Genomic DNA, 16,871 nt, shown 5'->3' with positions numbered 1-16,871 from the left:
GCTTTTTGTGTCGTTCTCAGGCCGTTTGTCGACTGAACCTTGACGTCAAAATCAGGAAATACGCGACGAATCGCCGCAATTGTCCTACACAAGTCAGGTGGCATAAGGCTTTCAGGGGAGGGAAGATACCATTTGCCGTACGTCGGGCGCCCGTAAAAAAGTCACAAAGAAAATGAAAAAATTTATCTATCGAGGCAAAAGAGGTCCTTCATGAACACCTATCGACAGGATTATTCCCAGCCAGACACCCACAGCAAGGTGATTGGCTACCTGCTGTGGATTTTCGGTTTTACCGGTGCACATCGCTTCTATTACGGCAAACCGGTCACCGGCACGATCTGGTTTTTCACCTTCGGCCTGTTGGGCATCGGTTGGCTGATTGACCTGTTCCTTATCCCGGCCATGGACCGTGAAGCGGACCTGCGTTTTACCGCCGGACCGATCGAATACAACGTGGCCTGGATTCTGTTGGCGTTTCTTGGCGTGTTCGGCGTGCACCGCATGTACCAGGGCAAATGGATTACCGGTCTGATCTACCTGCTGACCGGCGGTTTGTTCCTGGTGGGGGTGCTGTACGACTTCTGGACGCTGAATACGCAGATTTCGGTCCGCAATGCCGAGCGCAACGCCGGGCGATAAGATTTGTGGAGATCCAAATGTGGGAGCGGGCTTGCTCGCGAATGCGGAGTGTCAGTCACCGAATTTACTGACTGAACCACCGCATTCGCGAGCAAGCCCGCTCCCACATTTTTACCATGCCCGCTTTAGGCCTGGTAGCTGATGCGTCCGTCTACCAGCGTGTAACGCACCGTCGCCGGCAAGCTATGGCCGATGAACGGGCAGTTTTCACCCTTGGACAACCACTGCTCCCCGGCAACCGTTGAGCTGGCCGGATCAAACAGCACCAGGTCGGCCGCCGAACCCACGGCCAATTTGCCCGCTGGCAGGCGCAGTGCCTGGGCCGGGCCTGCGCTCAGGCGGGCCAACAGGGTCGGCAAATCCAGCAAACCATCCTCCACCAGCGTCATTGCCAGCGGCAGCAACAGTTCGACACTGCTGATGCCCGGCTCGGTCGCACCAAACGGCGCCAGCTTGGCATCCCGCTCGTGGGGTTGGTGATGGCTGGAAATCGCCGAAACCACACCGGATTTGACCGCCGCGCGCAAACCTTCGCGGTCGGCCAGGGTGCGCAGCGGCGGCTGCACGTGGTACAGGCTGGAGAAATCGATCAGCGCCTCGTCCGTCAGGATCAGCTGGTACAGCGCCACGTCCGCCGTTACCGGCAGGCCACGGGCCTGGGCCTGGGCGATCAGGGCGACACCGCGTGCGCTGGTCAACTGGCTGAAGTGCGCGCGTACGCCGCTTTGTTCCACCAGCAGCAGGTCGCGGGCCAGGGCCACGGTCTCGGCGGTTTCCGGAATGCCCGGCAGGCCGAGGAAGCTGGCCACAGCGCCTTCATGGGCCAGGCCGCCTTCGGCCAGGTCGCGGTCCTGGGAGTGGAAGATCACCGTCAGGTCGAAGGTGGCCGCGTATTCCAGGGCGCGCAACAGCGTGCGGGTGCTGCGAAAGCTTTCCAGGCCATTGCCGAAGGCCACGCAACCGGCGTCGCGCAGTGCGATCAGCTCGGCGAGCTGTTCGCCTTCCAGGCCTTTGCTCAGGGCGCCGATAGGGAACACCTTGCAATTGCCGGCTTCACGGGCGCGGTCGAGGATCAGCTCGGTCACGGCCGAGGTGTCGAGGATCGGCTTGGTATGCGGCGGGCAGCACAGGCTGGTCACGCCACCGGCCGCAGCGGCGCGGGTTTCGCTGGTGATGTTGCCTTTGCGGCTGTAGCCCGGCTCGCGCAGGGCGACGTTCAAGTCCACCAGGCCAGGTGCAGCCACCAGGCCTTTGGCGTCGATGCTTTCAACTGCGCTGAAACCCGCAGGCGTCGCGCCGATGGCGATGATCTTGCCGGCTTCCAGGTGCAGATCGGTAACGTGATCCAGGCCGCTGGCCGGATCGATGACTCGGGCGCCGAGAATGCTGAGCTTCACTGGGCGTTCTCCTGCTCGAATTGACGTTGCGCGGTTTGCCCGCTCATGGCCATGGACAGCACGGCCATGCGCACGGCGATGCCGTAGGTGACTTGGTTGAGGATCACCGACTGTGGGCCGTCGGCCACTGCCGACTCAATCTCTACCCCACGGTTGATCGGGCCCGGGTGCATCACGATGGCATCCGGCTTGGCGCCGGCCAGGCGCGCAGTGGTCAGGCCGAACAGGCGGTAGAACTCGCCTTCGCTCGGCAGCAGGCCACCGGCCATGCGCTCGCGCTGCAGGCGCAGCATGATCACCACGTCCACATCCTTGAGGCCTTCGGCCATGTCGGTGTAGACCTTCACGCCGTATTGCTCGATGCCGATCGGCAGCAGGGTTTTGGGTGCGATCACGCGGATATCCGGGCAACCCAGGGCCTTCAGGGCCAGCATGTTCGAACGTGCCACCCGCGAGTGCAGGATGTCGCCGACGATAGCCACCGAGAGGTTTTCAAAGCTGCCCTTGTGCCGACGGATGGTGAGCATGTCGAGCATGCCCTGGGTCGGGTGGGCATGGCGGCCATCGCCGCCGTTGATGATCGCCACCTGCGGGCATACATGCTCGGCGATGAAGTGCGCGGCGCCGGAGTCGCCGTGGCGTACCACGAACATGTCGGCGGCCATGGCTTCCAGGTTGCGCAGGGTGTCGAGCAGGGTCTCGCCCTTGCTCGCCGACGAGGTGGACACGTTCAGCGTGATCACGTCGGCCGACAACCGCTGGGCGGCCAGTTCAAAGGTGGTACGGGTGCGGGTCGAGTTCTCGAAGAACACGTTGCAGATGGTCTTGCCGCGCAGCAGCGGGACCTTCTTCACCGCCCGGCCACCGACTTCAAGGAACGAGTCGGCGGTGTCGAGGATTTCGGTGAGCAGTTCGCGGGGCAAACCGTCGAGGGACAAGAAGTGTTGCAACTGGCCCTGAGCATTGAGCTGCAGCGGGCGCTTGGCATCTAGAGGCGTCATCGCGGGGACTCTTTACAAGGCGGTTTAAAGGGCGAGGTCTTGCAGTTCGAGTTCGAGCGGCGTAGGACCGGACAATTTTACCCGCTGGTGGGCTTCCAGCGACAGTGTAGCGCCGACCACATCCGGGCTGATCGGCAGTTCGCCAGCGTCGAGGTCGAGCAGGCACACCAGGGTCACGCTGGCCGGGCGGCCGTAGTCGAACAGTTCGTTCATGGCGGCACGGATGGTGCGGCCGCTCATCAGTACGTCGTCGATCAGCACCAGGTGCTGGCCTTCGATTTCGAACGGCAGGGCAGAAGGGCGCACTTGCGGGTGCAGGCCGTTCTGGCTGAAGTCGTCGCGGTAGAAGGACACATCGAGGGTGCCCAATGGCGAATCGCTGCCCAGCGCTTCCAGCAGCGCCTGGGCCACCCACACACCGCCGGTGCGAATGCCGATGAAGCGCGGCTCGCTGATGTTGCGGTGTTGCAGATGGGCCGTGAGGCTTGTGGCCATCTGGCTGATCAGTTCGGCGGGGTTCGGCAGGCTCATGCAGGCTCCTTCAGGACCTTGCCGCAGGCAGGGTCCGGGCTCAAACGTAAAAAGACGCGGCAAGCCGCGTCAGTCAGGATTCAAATAAAGCGGTGTTTTCATCCAGCCAGCCCTGCAACAACAAGGCGGCGGCGATGGCGTCCACGGGGTTGTCGCGGTAGCTGCCCTTTTGCCCGCCACGGTCACGGCGCTCACCCTTGGCTTCAAAGGTGGTCAGGCGTTCGTCGTGGGTATAGAAGGGCAGGTTGTAGCGGCCGTTGAGGCGGCGGGCGAATTTCTCGGCGCGCAGGCACATGTCGCTGGGCGTGCCATCCATGTTCAAGGGCAGGCCGACCACCACGGCGTCGGGCTTCCACTCTTTAATGAGGGCTTCAACCTGGTTCCAGTCCGGCACGCCGTTCTGGGCTTTCAAGGTGCACAGCTCGCGGGCCTGGCCGGTAATAACCTGGCCGACCGCCACGCCGATCTGTTTGGTGCCGTAGTCAAACCCCAGAATCAGACGCAAAGCCATCAGGCGTGCCCTGCCTGGCTGGTCAGCAGGCTGAGGTTGACACGCAGCTTGGCCGCCGCTGCTTCCAGGCGCAGTTCGCTGGGGGTGTTGAACAGGATTTCGGCATCGAACGGGCAGGTCAGCCAGGCATTGCTGGCCAGTTCGGCCTCCAGCTGGCCAGCTTCCCAACCGGCGTAACCCAGGGTGATCACGCTCTGCTCGGGGCCTATGCCGTCGGCGATGGCAAACAGCACGTCCTGGGACGTGGACAGCGAAACCCCTTCAAGGTCGACCGTGGCCTGGAACTTCGGCCCGGTGGGGTGCAGCACGAAACCGCGATCGGTCTGCACCGGCCCGCCGATGTAGATGGGTACATGTTGGCAACGGGCTGGCGGATCGATTTCCGGGCGCAGTTGCTCAAGGATATCCGCCAGGTTCAGCTCTTGCGGGCGGTTGATCACCAGCCCCATGGCACCATTGGCCGTGTGCTCGACGATGTAGGTCAAGGTCTGCGCAAAGTTCGGGTCAGCCATGTGGGGCATGGCGATCAGGAATTGGTGCTTGAGGTAGGTCGGGCTGACATTTTTCATGTCCGCTAGTGTGGCGGTGGAGGGGCGAACTGACAAGCCGGGGATGCATGGCATGCCCACCTTTCATGTCAAACGCGAACCCTGTAGGCGCCGGCTTGCCGGCGATAGCGTCCGCATGGGCATCGCAAGACCTGAGGGCCGCATCGCCGGCAAGCCGGCTCCTACAGGGGATCTGCGTCAGTTGCTGGACAGGCGGTCGCCCTTGGCGAACTTCCAGGTGCGGATGATTTCCAGGCGGTCGACGTCGTTCAGGTCCCCGGTAAATGGGGCAAAGGGCGCGGCCAGGCGCACGATGCGCTGGGCGGCCTGGTCCAGCAGCGGTTGGCCGGACGATTCCAGCACCTGCACTTCATAGAGCGTGCCGTCGCGGTTGATCGACACCAGCAAGCGCAAATTGCCGTAAATCTGCTGGCGACGTGCCTCATCCGGGTAGTTGAGGTTGCCGATGCGCTCGACCTTCTTGCGCCATTCGTCCTTATACCAGGCGCCTTTGTCGCGCATGGTCGAGGCGGCGTTCAATCGGTAGATACGCGGGCGCTTGGCGTACAGCTGCTGTTCGTTGGCCAGTTCGGCTTCCAGGCTGGAGATCTGGTCGGAAAGCTGCGAGCTGTCGAAGGTTGGCGCCGGTTTTACTGGCTCAGGTGTCGGTTCGGTCTTGGTTTTTTCGCGCTGGGTCGGGGCTTTTTGCGGCTTGGGCGCGACGGTGGTCACGGCGGCCTTGGGTGCGGCCTGCTTGACCTCGGGCTTGGGGGCCGGAGGCGGGGTGACTTTATTGACCTTGTTGTCCTGGAACGGCGCCACTTCGGTGGTCTTGGGCACGGCCTTCTTGTCGAGGGTGCCACTGCCTTGCTGGTTCTCCTGGGCGAGAAAGTCAGCTTTTTCCGGCTTTTTCTCGCTTTTGAACGTGGCGAGGGTGATTTCCAGGGTCTTGGTGATCTGCTTGGGCTCGACCATGGTGAACCCCACGCCGAGGATCAGGGCCAGGTGAATCAATGCGGCCAGGAACAGGGTAAATCCGAGCCGATCAGCCGGGCGCACGCCGCTGTGGGAGAGTTCGGGGGGCAGGTCGGACGGGAGTGTCATGACAAAAAAACCAACATCGCGCGTTTCACAGGTGGGGCATGATAGCGCAATGTTGGTGCGTGTCCGGCTGTTCTATGTCACTTGGCTTGTAGCTTGCGCTCGATGGCGGCCATCAACATTTCGCCGATGTTGGTACCAAAGGCGTTGTCGATCTCGCGGATGCAGGTCGGGCTGGTCACGTTGATTTCGGTGAGGTTTTCACCAATCACGTCCAGGCCTACAAACAGCAAGCCTTTTTCGCGCAGGGTCGGGCCGACCTGGGAGGCGATCCAACGGTCCTTGTCCGACAGCGGGCGTGCTTCGCCACGGCCACCGGCCGCCAGGTTGCCGCGGGTTTCACCGGCTGCCGGGATGCGGGCCAGGCAGTAATCCACGGGCTCGCCGTCGATCATCAGGATGCGCTTGTCGCCGTCCTTGATCGCCGGCAGGTACGCCTGGCCCATGATCTGCTGGGTGCCCAGCGCGGTCAGGGTTTCCAGGATCACCGACAGGTTCGGGTCACCGGCGCGGTGACGGAAAATCGAGGTGCCGCCCATGCCGTCCAGCGGCTTGAGGATTACATCACCGTGCTTGGCGGCGAATTCACGCAGCACGTCGGCGCGGCGGCTGACCACGGTCGGCGGCGTGCACTGCGGGAACAGGGTGGCAAACAGCTTTTCATTGCAGTCGCGCAGGCTCTGCGGCTTGTTGACGATCAACACGCCGGCACGTTCGGCCTGCTCCAGCAGGTAGGTGGAGTAGACGAACTCCATGTCGAACGGCGGGTCCTTGCGCATCAGGATCACGTCCAGATCGCTCAGCGGGCTGTCGATTTCGTCGGCCAGCTCGAACCACTTCTCCGGGTTGGCGAACACCTGCAGCGGGCGCATGCGTGCGCGGGCCTCGCCGTCGCCCTGGTAAAGGTCGCGCTGCTCCATGTAGAACAGGGTCCAGCCGCGGGCCTGGGCGGCCAGGAGCATGGCCAGCGAACTGTCCTTTTTATAGGAAATGCTGGCGATAGGGTCCATGACAATGCCGACGCGAACGCTCATGGGGGATTTCCTCTAGCAAATTAGGGCGCATAAAAGTGGCGTCAGAGTGGCGCTGCGGCTGTTGTGGGTCAAGGAAAAACCACCGGGCAGGCCGCTCGATAGATTGCACCCCAAGACTGTGCTAAAAAGACTGCCACGGTGCAGCAGCCCTTGGATTCCAAGGCTTGCGGCGCCCATCCTGTGAGACATCAGGCAGTACACACCGAAAACCGATTCGCTGTGGCGATGGTAGAGCAGATATGGAACAGCATTCCAACGCCTTGAGAGTGATGGTGATCGACGATTCGAAAACGATCCGTCGCACCGCTGAAACACTGTTGAAGAACGCAGGGTGCGACGTCATCACGGCCATCGACGGTTTCGATGCCCTGGCCCGGATTGTTGATCATCACCCGCACATTATTTTTGTCGACATCATGATGCCGCGCCTGGATGGCTACCAGACCTGCGCGCTGGTGAAGAACAACCCGGCGTTCAAGTCGATCCCGGTGATCATGCTGTCCTCCAAGGACGGCCTGTTCGACAAGGCCAAGGGGCGCATCGTGGGTGTCGATCAGTTTTTGACCAAGCCTTTCAGCAAGGAAGAACTGCTGGGCGCGATCAAGGCCTACGTGCCTGCCTTCGCCGCAGTAGAACAAGCACACTGACGCCGCCTCACAAGGGCCGGCGCCAACCAATGTAGTGGGGAAAACCATGGCACGTGTTCTGATCGTCGACGATTCGCCGACCGAAATGTACAAACTGACCGGCATGCTGGAAAAGCATGGCCACCAGGTCCTGAAAGCCGAAAACGGCGCGGACGGCGTGGCCCTGGCCCGCCAGGAACTGCCCGACGCCGTGCTGATGGACATCGTGATGCCGGGCCTCAATGGCTTCCAGGCCACCCGCCAGCTGTCCAAGGAGCCGGAAACCAACGGTATCCCGATCATCATCATTACCACCAAGGACCAGGAGACCGACAAGATCTGGGGCGCCCGCCAGGGGGCTAAGGACTACCTGACCAAACCGGTGGACGAAGAAACCCTGATTGCTACCCTGAACAAGGTGCTGGCTGGCTGACGGTTCGCCACCATGACCGAGTCGCAAACCGCCTTCGAGCTGCTGCTGGACATCGACCGCCGCTGCCGCCTGCTGGCCGCCGACCTGCCGTCCCAGGAAACCCGCCTGCAACGCTGGAGCGGGATCGGCTTTCGCCTGGGGCCGCACTGGTACGTGGCGCCCATGGGCGAAGTCGCCGAAGTCCTGCATGAACCGCGCTGCACCGTGATGCCGGGAGTAAAACCCTGGGTCAAGGGCGTGGCCAACCTGCGCGGGCGCTTGCTGCCGGTGATGGACCTCGGCGGTTTTCTCGGCCTTGAGTTGTCCCGGGTGCGCAAGCAGCGGCGGGTACTGGTGGTGGAATACAACGACCTGTTTGTCGGGCTGCTGGTAGACGAGGTGGTGGGCATGCAGCATTTCGCGCAAGACGCATTGTTGACGGGCACGCTCTCCAGCGCGCCGTTTATCAGGGGCCAGTTCGACGGCGACCAGCTGTGGCAGGTCTTCAGCCCCTTCGCTCTGGCCCAGGCCCCAGGCTTCATGGATGTCGCCGCATGACCACCGCTACCACGCCCAAACCCCAAGCCGCGTCGCGCAGTCGCTCGCAGATCATCGTGCTGTTCATCGCGCTGATCGTGTTCATCATGTTGCTGTTCGCCAACTTCGCGTACCTCAACACCCAGTCCACCTACGACAAACAGTACATCGGCCACGCCGGCGAGCTGCGCGTGCTGTCCCAGCGTATCGCCAAGAACGCCACCGAAGCCGCGGCTGGCAAGGCGGCGGCGTTCAAGTTGCTGTCTGACGCGCGCAACGACTTCGCCCAGCGCTGGGGCTACCTGAAAAAAGGCGACATCGAGACCGGCCTGCCCGCCGCACCCAACGCCGTGCGTGCCGAGATGCGTGCGGTGCAGACCGATTGGGAAGCGCTGCTGAAAAACACCGACGCGATCCTCGCCAGCGAGCAGACGGTGCTGTCATTGCACCAAGTGGCCGCGACCCTGGCCGAAACGGTGCCGCAGTTGCAAATGGAATCGGAAAAGGTCGTCGACATCCTGCTGCAACGCGGTGCCCCGGCCAGCCAAGTGGCCTTGGCCCAACGCCAGTCGCTGCTGGCCGAACGAATCCTGGGTGCCGTGAACACCGTGCTGGCCGGCGACGAAACCGCCGCCCAGGCCGCCGACGCCTTTGGGCGCGACGCCAACCGCTTCGGCCAGGTGCTCAACGGCATGCTCCAGGGCAACGCCGGGTTGCGCATCAGCCAGGTCGAAGACCACGACGCCCGGGCGCGGCTGGCGGAAATCGCCGAGTTGTTCGAATTCGTCTCCGGCTCGGTGGATGAAATCCTCGAAACCTCGCCGCAGCTGTTCCAGGTGCGAGCGTCGGCGAGCAATATCTTCAACCTGTCGCAAACCTTGCTCGATGAAGCCTCACACTTGGCCACCGGGTTTGAAAACCTCGCCAGCGGGCGCAGTTTCGACACCATTGGCGGCTATGTGCTGGGCTTGCTGGCGCTGACCTCGATCATCCTGATCGGCCTGGTGATGGTGCGCGAAACCAACCGCCAGCTGCACGAAACCGCCGAGAAGAATGAGCGCAATCAGAACGCGATCATGCGCCTGCTCGATGAAATCGAAGACCTGGCCGACGGCGACCTGACCGTGACCGCTTCGGTGACCGAAGACTTCACCGGCACCATCGCCGACTCCATCAACTATTCCGTGGACCAGCTGCGCGACCTGGTCGCCACCATCAACCTCACTGCTGGCCAAGTCGCTGGCGCGGTGCAAGACACCCAGGCCACCGCCATGCACCTGGCCCAGGCTTCGGAGCACCAGGCCCAGCAGATTGCCGAGGCGTCCACCGCGATCAATGAGATGGCCCAGTCCATCGACCAGGTGTCGGCCAACGCCGCTGAGTCCTCGGCAGTGGCGGAGCGCTCGGTAGAGATCGCCAACAAGGGCAACGAGGTGGTGCACAACACCATCCACGGCATGGACAACATTCGCGAACAGATCCAGGACACGGCCAAGCGCATCAAGCGCCTGGGCGAGTCGTCCCAGGAAATTGGCGACATCGTCAGCCTGATCGACGACATTGCCGACCAGACCAACATCCTGGCCCTCAACGCCGCGATCCAGGCGAGCATGGCCGGGGACGCCGGGCGCGGATTTGCCGTGGTCGCCGACGAAGTGCAGCGACTGGCCGAGCGCTCGTCGGCGGCCACCCGGCAGATCGAAACCCTGGTGCGCGCGATCCAGGCCGACACCAACGAAGCCGTGATTTCCATGGAGCAGACCACCACCGAAGTGGTGCGCGGCGCGCGGCTGGCCCAGGACGCGGGCGTGGCGCTGGAAGAAATCGAAGGCGTGTCGAAAACCCTGGCGGCGTTGATCCAGAGCATTTCCAACGCGGCGCAGCAGCAGACCTCCTCGGCGGGGCAGATTTCCCTGACCATGAACGTGATCCAGCAGATCACCACCCAGACCTCGTCGGGCTCCACGGCCACCGCCGAAAGCATCGGCAACCTGGCGAAGATGGCCAGCCAGTTGCGCCGGTCGGTGTCGGGGTTCACCTTGCCGCCGCCCAAGCAGGTCGATAATTGAAATGCATTTTAAAGCACACCACTGTCCAACTGTGGGAGCTGGCTTGCCTGCGATAGCGATCTATCAGCTGGCACATGTATAGCTGACCCACCGCTATCGCAGGCACGCCAGCTCCCACACTAGATCTCCATTCGGTTTGAGATCTCTGCAACACCAGCAACCCACGAATTCTAAGCGGAGCAGTTATGGTTGATCGGCACGACTACGTGGCCCTCGAATGGGTCAAGGGCGACATTGCCGAAACCCTGAAACAGGCGCGTTCGGCCCTGGACGCCTTTGTCGAGACCGCTGACGCCGATGCCATCAGCGAGTGCCTGGCCGGCATCCATCAGGTGCATGGCGCGTTGCAGATGGTCGAGTTCTACGGCGCGGCACTGCTGGCCGAAGAGCTTGAAGAACTCGCCCTGGCACTCCAGGCCGGGCACGTCAGCCAGCGCGACGAAAGCATCCGCCTGCTGCAACAGGCGCTCAACCAATTGCCGCTGTACCTGGACCGCGTGCACAGCGCCCGCCGCGACCTGCCGCTGGTGGTCTTGCCGCTGCTCAACGACCTGCGCAGTGCGCGCGGCGAAAGCCTGTTGTCGGAGACCAGCCTGTTCAGCCCGCAGTTGCTGTCGATTGCGCCGCTGCCCGACGAAGCCCTGGCCCAACGTGCGTTGCCCGACCTGCACGAACAGCTGCGCCAGTGGCACCAACTGCTGCAACAGGCCCTCGCCGGCCTGCTGCGCGAAGACCACGGCCCCAGCAACCTGGAAGACATGGCGCGGGTCTTCGCCCGCCTCGAAGCGCTGTGCCAGGGCGCGCCGTTGCTGCCGTTGTGGCAAGTCACCTCGGCGCTGGTCGAGGGCATGCTCACCGGCGTGATCGCCAACAGCCCGGCCCTGCGCAGCCTGCTCAAGGCCAGTGACAAGCAACTCAAGCGCCTGCTGGCCCAAGGCATTGGTGGCATCAACCAGCCGGCGCCGGATGAACTGCTCAAAAGCCTGCTGTTCTACGTGGCCAAGGTGACCCGGCCGACGCCGCGCATGCAAAGCCTGAAAGAACGCTATGGCCTGGACGAAGCCTTGCCCGACAGTGCCGTGGTCGATGCCGAGCGTGCGCGCCTGGCCGGGCCGGACCGCAATGCCATGGGCTCGGTGCTCGGCGCGTTGTGCGAAGAACTGGTGCGGGTCAAGGAGCGTCTCGACCTGTTCGTGCGCAGCGATCGCCAGCACACCAGCGACCTTGAAGCCTTGCTCGCGCCGCTGCGACAGATCGCCGACACCCTGGCGGTGCTGGGCTTCGGCCAACCGCGCAAAGTGATCATCGACCAGTTGGCGGTGGTGCTGAGCCTGGTCCAGGGTCAGCGCGAACCCAATGACGCCGTGTTGATGGACGTTGCAGGCGCCTTGCTTTATGTCGAGGCTACGTTGGCGGGGATGGTCGGCACCGTCGAACCGGAAAGCCGCGAAGAAAGCCGCCTGCCCACCACCGACCTGACCCAGATCCATCAGTTGGTGATCCGTGAGTCCTGCCAGTGCCTCAAGCAAGCCAAGGAACTGGTGATCGACTGCATCGAGGCCGACTGGGACCGCCAGCGCCTGGAGTCCCTGCCGGAACTGCTGAGCCAGGTGCGCGGCGCCTTGGCGATGATTCCCCTGCCTCGTGCTGCGAGCTTGATGCGCGGCTGCACCGACTACGTCGATGAACAGCTGATGGGCGGTGATGCGACACCTGACGAGGCGCAGTTGGGGCATTTTGCCGATGTAATCAGCAGCCTGGAGTACTACCTGGAGCGCATGCTCCAAGACCCTGACGCCGCAGGTGAACGGGTGCTGGAGTTGGCCACCGAAGGCCTTGCGGCACTCGGTTATCTGCCGGCTGAAAAACCGTGGCGCCAGGCGCTGGTTGCGCCGGAGGGGGCGTTGACCACCGAGGCCACGCCCAGCCAGTCCCAGTTCGATGCACTGGCCAGCCCGACGTCGCGCCTGAACCCTCCGGCCCTGCAACGCCCGGGCAGCCTGTTGCCACCACCGGCCGACGAAGAACCCATCGACGACGAGCTGCGCGAAGTCTTCCTTGAGGAAACCGACGAAGTCCTCGACGTGCTGCACCGCTACCTGCCCAACAGTGCCGACAAGACCGCCCAGGGCGAAATGCGCCGTGCCTTCCACACCTTGAAAGGCAGCGGCCGCATGGTGCGCGCCCTGGTGCTGGCGGAGTTGGCCTGGGCCGTGGAAAACCTGCTCAACCGTGTGTTGGAACGCAGCGTGGCCCTGGGCCCTGACGTGCAAGAGGTGCTGGATGAAGCGGTGGCCTTGCTGCCGGAGCTGATCGCCGATTTCGCCACCGACGATCAACACCAGCGCGATGAAGTCGACGCCCTGGCCGCCCGCGCCCATGCCCTGGCCAGCGGCACACCCGAGCCAGCGGCTGAAGCCCATGACCCCATGCTGCTGGAGATTTTCCGCAACGAAGCCCAGAGCCACCTGGACAGCCTCAACCACTTCCTGCAACAGGCTGCCGAGCATGTGCCGTTGCAAGTCAGCGATGAACTGCAACGCGCCCTGCACACCCTCAAGGGCAGCGCCTATATGGCCGGCGTGTTGCCCATCGCCGAACTGGCCCGCCCGCTTGACCATCTGACCCGCGAGTACAAGGCCCACCGCCTGCCACTGGACTTGGACGAAGTGGAGCTGCTGCTGGAGGCCGAGGGCCTGTTCCAGCGTGGGGTGCGCCAGTTGGACCGTGACCCGTTGGCGCCGATCAAGGGCGCCGAGGACCTGATCGGCCGCACCCAAAGCCTGCTCGACAGCCAACTGACCGCGCTGCTCGACGCACCCCACACGGGCTTGCGCATCAAGCGCGACCCGCAGTTGATCGCCAACTTCCTGGCCCAGGGCATGGACATCCTGCTCGACGCCGAGAGCCTGCTGCGACGCTGGCAACAGCACCCGGGCGAACGCCAGGAACTGACGGCGTTGCTGGATGAGCTGACCACCCTGGGGGAGGGCGCGCACGTCGCCGACCTGCATGCCATCGACGCGCTGTGCGAGGCGTTGCTCGACCTGTACGGCGCCGTCGAAGAAAGCAGCCTGGCCGTGAGCGAGCGGTTTTTCCATGAGGCCGAACAGGCCCACGAAGCCCTGATCAACATGCTCGACCAACTGGCGGCCGGCCAGGAAATCAGCCCGGCCCCGGCACGGGTCGAGGCGCTGCGCGAGCTGTTGGACGAGGCCCTCGACCCGTCCGCCACCGGGTTGATCCGCAGCGATGGCAGCCGAGCGCTGAGCATCGCCGAGCTGGGTGCCGCGACCCAGCAGTTGGAGCATGAAACGGCCATGGACGACGAGATCGTCGAGATCTTCCTCGAAGAGGCCGTGGACATCCTCGACAGTGCCGGGCAGTCCCTCAAGCGCTGGCTGCTGGAGCCCGAAAGCGCCGCGCCGTTGTCGTCGTTGCAACGCGACCTGCACACCCTCAAGGGCGGCGCACGCATGGCCGAAATCGGCCCGATCGGCGACCTGGCCCATGAGCTGGAATGCCTGTACGAAGGCTTGGTAGACCGCCGCTACAGCTACAGCGCCGAGCTGTCCCAGGTGCTGATGGCCAGCCATGAACACCTGGCCTTGCAGTTGGAGGAGCTGCAAGGCCATCAACCCTTGAGCGACAGCCGTGAGCTGGTCGATAAGTTGCGCGCGGTACGCCAGGGCAACCCACCGACGGCGCCTGCAGCGGTGGCGCCAGCGTCGGGCGCCGACCCTGAGTTGCTGGATATCTTCCTCGAAGAAGCCGCCGACATTCTCGACAGCTCCAGCAGCGCGCTGGTGCGCTGGCAAGCCGAGCCCGGCAATCGCCAGGAAGTGGAAACCCTGCTGCGCGACCTGCACACCCTCAAGGGCGGTGCGCGCATGGTCGAGATCGGGCCGATCGGCGATCTGGCCCATGAACTGGAGACCCTCTACGAAGGGCTCTCGGCCGGGTTGCTGGCGCCGTCGGCAGAACTGTTTGCGCTGCTGCAAGGCTGCCATGACCGCCTGGCCCAGATGATCGACGCGGTGGCCGATGGCTTGCCGGTGGGCTCGGTGGACAAGCTGATCCAGCGCATCAAAAGCCTGGTGCACCCCAGCGATGAACCGGTAGTGCCGGTGGCGTTGCCCGCGGGCAAGGCCGAGGCGGCGGTCGACCCGACGGCCGACATGGTGAAGATTTCCGCTGAGCTGTTGGACGACTTGGTTAACCTGGCCGGCGAAACCTCGATTTTTCGTGGCCGCATCGAGCAACAAGTCAACGACGCACGCATCGCCCTGACCGAAGTGGAAACGACCATTGAGCGCATGCGCGACCAACTGCGCCGGCTCGACACCGAAACCCAAGGGCGCATCCTCAGCCGTCAGCAGGCCGAGGCCGAGCGCCTGGGCTACGAAGAATTCGATCCGCTGGAAATGGACCGTCATTCGCAGTTGCAGCAACTGTCACGCGCGTTGTCCGAATCCGCCTCCGACCTGCTCGACCTCAAGGACACGCTCGACCGTCGCAATCAGGACGCCCATGACCTGCTGCAACAACAGGCGCGCATCAACACCGCGTTGCAGGAAGGCTTGATGCGCACGCGCATGGTGCCGTTCGAACGCATGCTGCCGCGCCTCAAGCGCATCGTGCGGCAAGTGGCGGGGGAGTTGGGCAAGGACGTGGAGTTCGTGGTCGGCAACGCCGAGGGCGAGATGGACCGCAACGTGCTCGAACGCATGGCGGCGCCCCTGGAACACATGTTGCGCAATGCGGTGGACCACGGGCTGGAATCCCGCGATGCGCGGCTGCTGGCCGGCAAACCGGAGAAGGGCCGCATTACCCTGGACCTGACCCACGAAGGCGGCGATATCGTCTTCGACATGCGAGACGACGGCGCCGGCGTGCCGCTGGAGGCCGTGCGGCGCAAAGCGATCAAGCGCGGTTTGCTCGACCCCAATCAGGAGATCAGCGACCGCGACGTGTTGCAGTTCATCCTGCAGCCGGGTTTTTCCACGGCCGAAAAAATCACGCAGATCTCCGGGCGTGGCGTGGGCATGGACGTGGTGCACGAAGAGGTGCGCCAGCTGGGCGGCTCGATGTTCATTGAGTCGACGCCTGGGGTGGGCGTGCACTTTCGTATTCGCTTGCCGTTTACCGTGTCGGTCAACCGGGCGTTGATGGTGCAATGCGCAGACGACCAATACGCAATCCCGCTCAACACCATCGAAGGCCTGGTGAGTGTGCTGCCCCATGAACTGGCGGGGCATTATCAGCAGGACCCGCCACGTTATGAATATGCCGGCCAGCGCTACGAACTGTTCTACCTCGGCGACCTGTTGCACACCGTCAGCCGTCCGAAACTGCTGGGCCAGTACCAGCCCGTGCCGGTGCTGCTGGTGCAGTGCAACGAGCGGCGCGTGGCGGTGCAAGTGGACGCCATGGCGGGTACGCGGGAAATCGTGGTGAAAGGTCTGGGGCCACAGTTTGCGGGGGTGCAGGGCTTGTCCGGCGCGACCATTCTGGGCGACGGCCGTGTGGTGCTGATCATCGATTTGCTGGCGCACATCCGCGCCCGGCAACCGGCCTTGCCGGCCCAGACGTTCGACGCGCCGCTGATCCTCAACGACCCGCTGAAAAAGCGCCCGTTGCTGGTGCTGGTGGTGGACGACTCGGTCACCGTGCGCAAAGTCACCAGCCGCCTGCTGGAACGCAACGGCATGAACGTGCTCACCGCCAAGGACGGCATCGACGCCATCGCGGTGCTGGAAGAACACACGCCGGACCTGATGCTGCTGGACATCGAAATGCCGCGCATGGACGGCTTCGAAGTGGCCACCCAAGTGCGCAACGACCCTAGGCTGATGCGCCTGCCGATCATCATGATCACCTCCCGCACCGGCCAGAAACACCGCGACCGCGCCATGGCGATTGGCGTGAATGACTACCTCGGCAAGCCGTACCAAGAGTCGGTGCTGCTGGAAAGCATCGCCTACTGGAGCAAGTCCCATGCTTGACCACCGCACCAGCCAACTCACTGGCCTGCTGCTGCCCCTGGCCGACCGCCACCTGGTGCTGCCCAACGTCGCGATTGCCGAGCTGATCGACTTCCAGCGCGGCGAACCCGCCAGCGACGCGCCGCCGTGGTACCTGCGGCAAGTGACCTGGCGTGATCAGCAACTGCCGCTGATCAGCTTTGAAGCCGCGTGCGGCGAAGCCATCGTCGCCGGCGAACGCTCACGTATCGTGGTGCTCAACGCCCTGGGCGGGCGGCCGACGTTGAAGTTCATTGCGCTGGTGATCCAGGGGATCCCCCGCTCTTACAAGCTCGACAGCCAACTCAGCTACGTGGACGTGCCGCTGTGCCCGCTGGAACTGGCGGCAGTGCAGGTGGGTGAGCATGTGGCGAAAGTGCCGGATTTGATGGGGCTTGAAGCCCTGTTGATAGAGTCCGGCCTGGCCTGATTACCCTGTATC

14 protein-coding genes are annotated in these 16,871 nt (G+C 63.6%); 7 read left to right on the top strand and 7 right to left on the bottom strand.

Annotation, left to right across the window (positions count from 1 at the left end; all coding sequences use genetic code 11):
• Positions 1–210: 210 nt before the first annotated feature.
• Entirely contained in the window at positions 211–639 is a 429-nt protein-coding gene (locus tag M2394_RS08905; protein ID WP_178920043.1) for a TM2 domain-containing protein, read from the top strand.
• Between the two features lie 125 nt (positions 640–764).
• On the opposite strand, the gene M2394_RS08900 is transcribed toward M2394_RS08905, so the two are convergent.
• From M2394_RS08900 to gshB, 7 genes are all read right to left on the bottom strand, one after another.
• Positions 765–2,036, bottom strand: a complete 1,272-nt coding sequence (locus M2394_RS08900; RefSeq protein WP_178920044.1) for a dihydroorotase — start codon at positions 2,034–2,036, stop codon at positions 765–767.
• On the bottom strand, positions 2,033–3,037 hold the full coding sequence (locus M2394_RS08895) for an aspartate carbamoyltransferase catalytic subunit (RefSeq protein ID WP_010207224.1): 1,005 nt from the start codon (positions 3,035–3,037) through the stop codon (positions 2,033–2,035). Before M2394_RS08895 ends, M2394_RS08900 begins: the two co-directional genes overlap by 4 nt.
• 24 nt (positions 3,038–3,061) lie before the next feature.
• Positions 3,062–3,568: a bifunctional pyr operon transcriptional regulator/uracil phosphoribosyltransferase PyrR gene (gene pyrR, locus M2394_RS08890; protein WP_178920045.1), complete on the bottom strand. Its 507-nt coding sequence runs from the start codon at positions 3,566–3,568 to the stop codon at positions 3,062–3,064.
• Between the two features lie 73 nt (positions 3,569–3,641).
• Entirely contained in the window at positions 3,642–4,079 is a 438-nt protein-coding gene (ruvX, locus tag M2394_RS08885; RefSeq protein ID WP_003195067.1) for a Holliday junction resolvase RuvX, read from the bottom strand.
• Positions 4,079–4,648: a YqgE/AlgH family protein gene (locus M2394_RS08880; RefSeq protein WP_178920046.1), complete on the bottom strand. Its 570-nt coding sequence runs from the start codon at positions 4,646–4,648 to the stop codon at positions 4,079–4,081. Before M2394_RS08880 ends, ruvX begins: the two co-directional genes overlap by 1 nt.
• Before the next feature lie 177 nt (positions 4,649–4,825).
• Positions 4,826–5,731, bottom strand: coding sequence for an energy transducer TonB (locus M2394_RS08875; protein WP_259172194.1), 906 nt, complete (start codon positions 5,729–5,731; stop codon positions 4,826–4,828).
• Positions 5,732–5,808: 77 nt separating this feature from the next.
• A complete protein-coding gene (gene gshB, locus M2394_RS08870; protein ID WP_159960633.1) occupies positions 5,809–6,762 on the bottom strand; it encodes a glutathione synthase in 954 nt (317 codons plus the stop codon).
• Positions 6,763–7,001: 239 nt separating this feature from the next.
• On the opposite strand from gshB, the gene pilG reads away from it, so the two are divergent.
• The 6 genes from pilG to M2394_RS08840 all read left to right on the top strand — a co-directional run bounded on the left by pilG (position 7,002) and on the right by M2394_RS08840 (position 16,859).
• The gene (gene pilG / locus M2394_RS08865; RefSeq protein WP_016972942.1) at positions 7,002–7,409 is read left to right on the top strand and encodes a twitching motility response regulator PilG; all 408 of its coding nucleotides are present in this window, start codon (positions 7,002–7,004) and stop codon (positions 7,407–7,409) included.
• A 46-nt stretch (positions 7,410–7,455) separates the two neighbouring features.
• Positions 7,456–7,821, top strand: coding sequence for a twitching motility response regulator PilH (gene pilH / locus M2394_RS08860; protein ID WP_016976047.1), 366 nt, complete (start codon positions 7,456–7,458; stop codon positions 7,819–7,821).
• A gap of 12 nt (positions 7,822–7,833) precedes the next feature.
• Complete coding sequence (locus M2394_RS08855) at positions 7,834–8,358, top strand: chemotaxis protein CheW (RefSeq protein ID WP_178920048.1); 525 nt, start codon at positions 7,834–7,836, stop codon at positions 8,356–8,358.
• The gene (locus M2394_RS08850) at positions 8,355–10,406 is read left to right on the top strand and encodes a methyl-accepting chemotaxis protein (protein WP_176996757.1); all 2,052 of its coding nucleotides are present in this window, start codon (positions 8,355–8,357) and stop codon (positions 10,404–10,406) included. The genes M2394_RS08855 and M2394_RS08850 overlap by 4 nt, the downstream gene beginning before the upstream one ends.
• A 185-nt stretch (positions 10,407–10,591) precedes the next feature.
• On the top strand, positions 10,592–16,411 hold the full coding sequence (locus M2394_RS08845) for an Hpt domain-containing protein (protein ID WP_259172188.1): 5,820 nt from the start codon (positions 10,592–10,594) through the stop codon (positions 16,409–16,411).
• Positions 16,404–16,859 carry a chemotaxis protein CheW gene (locus M2394_RS08840; protein ID WP_178920050.1) on the top strand — a complete coding sequence of 152 codons (456 nt, stop codon included), beginning with the start codon at positions 16,404–16,406 and terminating at the stop codon, positions 16,857–16,859. Before M2394_RS08845 ends, M2394_RS08840 begins: the two co-directional genes overlap by 8 nt.
• Positions 16,860–16,871 lie beyond the last annotated feature (12 nt).

The sequence above is a fragment of the Pseudomonas sp. BIGb0164 genome (assembly GCF_024810135.1).
In the GTDB taxonomy this organism is placed as follows: domain Bacteria; phylum Pseudomonadota; class Gammaproteobacteria; order Pseudomonadales; family Pseudomonadaceae; genus Aquipseudomonas.
This window is presented reverse-complemented; position numbering and strand designations above follow the sequence as displayed.